This window comes from Actinoplanes sp. NPDC051633 (genome assembly GCF_040681735.1).
Classification (GTDB): domain Bacteria; phylum Actinomycetota; class Actinomycetes; order Mycobacteriales; family Micromonosporaceae; genus Actinoplanes.
This window is the reverse complement of the sequence record NZ_JBFAZH010000542.1, coordinates 1-5,221: the sequence shown is the minus strand read 5'-3', so window position 1 is coordinate 5,221 and position 5,221 is coordinate 1. Positions and strand designations below refer to the sequence as shown.

At 75.0% G+C, this 5,221-nt stretch carries 2 protein-coding genes; both read left to right on the top strand.

The window, feature by feature from the left end; translation table 11 throughout:
* The coding region (locus AB0M20_RS26110) for an ATP-dependent DNA helicase (RefSeq protein ID WP_364302491.1) at nucleotides 1–3,534 on the top strand (3,534 nt) is incomplete at its 5' end.
* A partial coding sequence (locus tag AB0M20_RS26105; RefSeq protein ID WP_364302489.1) for an ATP-dependent helicase occupies nucleotides 3,531–5,221 on the top strand: 1,691 nt, incomplete at its 3' end. The genes AB0M20_RS26110 and AB0M20_RS26105, both read left to right, overlap by 4 nt.

The following is a 5,221-nucleotide window of genomic DNA, read 5'->3' as shown; positions in this document are numbered from 1 at the left end:
CTGGTGATCGGCGGGCCGGGGACGGGCAAGACGACGACGCTGGTCGAGGCGGTGGCGGCCCGGATCCTCGAGGGGGCCGATCCCGAGCGGGTGCTGGTGCTGACCTTCGGTCGCCGGGGTGCGGCGTCCCTGCGGGACCGGATCGAGGCGCGGATCGCCGGGGATCCGCGGCGGATCGTGCACGAGCCGTTGGTGCGGACCTTTCACGCGTACGCGTTCGGTCTCCTGCGCCGCGCCGCCGCCGAGCGGGGCGAGCCGTCACCGCGCCTGCTCACCGGCCCCGAGCAGGACCTGATCATCAGGGAGCTCCTCTCGATCATCACTTCTGCCGACCCGGATCAGTCCGGCCCGGATTCGTCCGGCCCGGATCCGTCCGCCGCCGCCGAGGTCGATGATCCGTTCGGCTGGCCGCCCGCCATGCGCGCGGCGTTGCCGACCCGGGCCTTCGCCCAGCAGCTGCGTGACCTGATGCAGCGTGCGGCCGAGCGGGGTGTCTCACCGGCCGAGCTGGCCCGGCTGGGTGAGCGGCTCGGCCGCGACGACTGGCCGGCCGCGGCGCGGTTCATCCGCCAGTACGTCGCGGTGCTGGCGTTGCGCGACGCCACCACGCGGGGCTCGACGGCCTACGACCCGGCCGAGCTGGTGCGGGCGGCATCGGGCCTGCTCGCCGACGATCCCGCGCTGCTGGAGGCCGAGCGGCGCCGGCTCGACTTCATCTACGTGGACGAGCTGGCCGACACCGACCCGGCCCAGATCGAGCTGCTGTCGCTGATCGCGTCGGGCGGGGTGCCGCTGGTCGCCTTCGGTGACCCCGACTCGTCGATCTACGGCTTCCGGGGCGCCGACCCCGAGGCGGTGTCGTCCTTCCCGGTGCGTTTCCGCACGGCATCGGGCGCCCTGGCCGAGACCCTGACCCTGCACACCAGCTACCGGGCGCAGTCACCGGTGCTGGACGCGACGGCCAGGGTCTCCGCCCGCATGCGCGGCCCGTACCGCCACCGCTACCTGCACCCGCCGCCACCGGAGCCGGCCCGTTCCATCCCGGCCCAGGCGTCGGGTGCGGAGCCGGGCGGGGACGGGCTTGCCGGTGGCGCGGTGGTGCGGACGTTCCGGTCCTCCGTGGGAGAGGGCGCTTATGTGGCGCACGTCCTGCGGGAGGCGCATCTGATCCACGGTGTCCCCTGGTCGCGGATGGCCGTCCTGCTGCGGTCGACCACGCTGCAGTTGCCCTCGTTGCAGCGGGCGCTGTCCGCCTCCGGGGTGCCGACTGTCACGCTGGCGGAGGATCTGCCGCTGCATCTGCAGCCGGCCGTCGCGCCGTTCCTTCTTCTGCTGCGGTGCGCGCTCGAACCCGAGCTGCTCGATGAAGAGGCCGCGGTCCGGCTCCTGCACTCCCCGTTGGGTGGCGCCGACCCGCTGGCCGAGCGCCGGCTCCGGCAAGGGCTGCGGGCGCTGGCGTTGGCGGCGGGGGACCGGCGTCCGTCCGGAGAGCTGCTCGTCGACGCCGTCCGGGATCCCGCGGGACTGGACATGGTGGAGCGGCGCTGGGCGCGGCCCGCGCAGAACATCGCCCGCCTCATCGCCACCGCGCGGGCCGCCGCCGCGGAGCCCGGCGCCACCGCCGAGCAGGTGTTGTGGACGGTCTGGCGGGACAGCGATCTGAGCGACCGCTGGTATGGGCTGAGCACCCGCGGCGCACCGGTCGAGCCGGGCGGCGATGGCGGCCGCGCCCGGCAGTGGCGGGCCGAGGCCGCGGACCGCGACCTCGACGCGATGGTCGTGCTCTTCGATGCGGCGGCGCGGTTCGTGGACCGGCTGCCCGGCGCCCGCACCGAGGTCTTCCTCGACCACGTCCTCGGGCAGGACCTGCCCGCCGACTCGATCGCGCCGAGCGCCGACCGCGGCGACGCCGTCCGGTTGTTGACCGCGCACGCGGCCAAGGGTCTCGAGTGGGACGTCGTGGTGATGGCCGGCGTGCAGGAGGGGATCTGGCCCGACCTGCGGTTGCGCGGCAGCCTGCTCGGCTCGGAACGACTCGTCGACCTGGTGGCGGGCCGCGCCGCCTCCGGCGCGGCCGCGGTCGTGGGCCAGACCTCGGCCCTGCTCGACGAGGAGCGGCGGCTGTTCTACGTGGCCGCCACCCGGGCCAAGCGCAGGCTGGTCGTCACGGCGGTGGCCTCGGCGGGGGTGGGCGGCTCCGACGGCGAGGAGCAGCCGTCCCGCTTCCTCACCGAGCTGGCCGGCGTGGCCGAGGGCCCGGAGAACCCGCCCGACGACCCGGACGACCCCGGCCCACCCGACCCCCTGGACCCGGACGACCTGGGCCCGACCGATCCCGACCCCACCGGCCCCGACTCGACAGATCCCGACCCCACCGGCCCCAGCTTGACCGGCCCCGACTCAATCGGGCCCGACTCGATCGAGCTGAGCACGGCCGCCCGCGGCTCGGACGGCGCGGAATCGGCGGGTGCGGCGCCTGCCGTGCCGGGGCAGCGCGTGAAAGCGGCCGCCGGCGAGGCGGCGCCGCACGCGGGTGAGGGTGTGCAGGCCGGGCAGGCGCCGCGGGCGCTCACGCTGTCCGCGTTGGTCGCCGAGCTGCGTACCGTCGTCGTGTCGCAGCGGGAAACGCCCGGCCGGCGGCGCGCCGCGGCCGCCGAGCTCGCCAAGCTGGCCGCCGCCGGTGTTCCCGGCGCGCATCCCGACGAGTGGTGGGGGCTCAAGGCGCTCTCCGACGACCGGCCGCTCGTCGACGAGGGCGAGCCGGTCAAGGTGACACCCTCCGCGATGGAGAGTGCGCTGCGGTGCTCGCTGCGCTGGCTGCTCGAACGCCACGGCGGTGCGGCGCCGGCCGGGCCGGCCCAGGGGGTCGGCAACCTCGTGCACGCCGCCGCCATGCTCGCCGAGGACGCCAACGCCGACCGGGAGCGGCTGGTCGAGTACGTGTCGGCGCGCTTCGACGCGATCGAGCTGGCCGCCCGCTGGCTCGCCGGGCCCGAGCAGGAACGCGCCCAGGGCATGGTCGACAAGCTGCTGCGCTGGCTCGCCAAGAACCCGCGCCGGCTGCTGGCCATCGAGCACGAGTTCACCGTGCGGCTGGACGACCCCACCCGGCCCATCCAGCTCACCGGCCGGGTCGACCGGCTCGAGGTGGACGAGCAGGGCCGGCTCGTCGTGATTGACCTCAAGACCGGCAAGAGCACCGCCGTCACCGCCTCCGACGTCGCCGAGCACGCCCAGCTCGCCGGCTACCAGGCCGCCGTGGACGCGGGCGCCTTCGAGACGATCCACGACAACCGGGACAGCGGCGGTGCGGCGCTGGTCCAGCTCGGCCCCACCAAGGAGGCCCGCGAGCAGATGCAGCTCCCGCTCGCCGAGGCGGACGACCCCGAGTGGGCGTACGCGATGGTCCGCCGCACCGCCGACACCATGGCCGCCGCCACCTTCTCCGCGGTCGCCAACTCCCGCTGCCGGGTCTGCCCGGTCCAGACGAGCTGCCCGGTCTCCGGGCGGGGGCGGCAGGTCGTGGAACCGTGACCCAGCCGTCCCTGTTCACCGACGACCGGCCCCGGCCGCGCAGGATAGCCGACTCCGGTCCGCGCTACACGCCGATGGAGCTCGCCCGGCTGCTGCGCCTGCACCCGCCCACCCCGGAGCAGACCGCGATCATCGCGGCCCCGGTCGAACCGGTCCTGGTGGTCGCGGGCGCCGGGTCCGGCAAGACGGAGACGATGGCGTCGCGGGTGGTCTGGCTGGTCGCCAACGGGTACGCGCATCCGGACGAGATCCTCGGCCTCACCTTCACCCGCAAGGCGGCCGGCGAGCTGGCGCACCGGGTGCGTACCCGTCTCGGGCAGTTGGTCCGCCGCCTGGGCCGTGACGACGCCTTCGCCGGTGAGGCCACCGTCGCCACCTACCACTCCTACGCCGCTCGCGTGGTGACCGAGCACGGCCTGCGCGCCGGCTACGAACCGTCGGCCCGGCTGCTCACCGAGGCCGCCCGCTGGCAGATCGTCGACTCGCTCGTGCGTTCGTACACGGGGGAGATGACCGGCCTCAACCGCGCCCCCGGCACGGTGACCGACGACGTGCTGGCGCTGGCCGGCGAGCTGGCCGAGCACCTCCGGTCGCCGGACGAGCTGGCCGCCTGGACCGGCCGGTTCTTCGCCGAGGTGCAGTCGCTGCCCGGTCGCGTCTACAAGGACGTGTCCGACATGTTGCGCCGCCAGCAGCACCGGCTCACCCTGCTGCCCCTGGTCCGGCTCTACGAGCAGCGCAAGCTCGACCTGGAGGCGATGGATTTCGGCGACCAGATGGCGCGGGCGGCCCGCGTCGCCCGCGACCATCCCGAGGTCGGCGAGATCGAGCGCGGGCGGTTCAAGGTGGTGCTGCTCGACGAGTATCAGGACACCAGCCACGCGCAGGTGACGATGCTGAACGCGCTGTTCGGCGGGGGTCATCCGGTGACCGCGGTGGGTGACCCGTGCCAATCGATCTACGGGTGGCGGGGCGCGTCGGCGGGCACGCTGGACAGGTTCCCGAGTGAGTTCACCGGGCCCGGCGGGCGCGACGCCTGGGTGCTCAACCTCAGCAAGAGCTGGCGCAACCGCCCGGAGATCCTGGACGTGGCGAACGCGCTGTCGCGTCCCCTGCGCGCGGCCGGCGCCCGGGTCGCCGAGCTGGTTCCGGCGCAGCGCACCGCCGAGCACGTGGGCGGCCGGACCGTCGCGTGTGCGCTGTTGCCCACCTACGCCGACGAGGCCGAGTGGATCGCCGACTCGATGCTCACCGCCTGGCGGATCGCCGCCGGCATGCGCGATGCCCTGCCGGGCGAGATCCCGCTCGACCTGCGGCCGACCAGCGCGGTGCTGGTCCGGGTGCGCAGCCAGATCCCGGTGATCGAGGAGGCGCTGCGGGCCCGCGGCCTGCCGGTCGAGGTGGTCGGCCTGGGCGGCCTGCTGGACACCCCCGAGGTCCGCGACGTGGTGTGCACGCTGCGGGTGCTCGCCGACCCGACCGACGGCGCCTCACTGCTGCGCCTGCTCACCGGCGCCCGCTGGCGGATCGGCCCGCGGGACCTGGTGGCGTTGCACCGCAGGGCACGTTCGCTCGCGGCCGCCCGCGCCGCGGTCAACCGGGAGGACCCGGACGAGGTGGTCGGCGACCGCCTGGACGACGCCACGCTGGTCGAGGCGATGGCCGACCTGGGTGCGGCGCAGCAGTA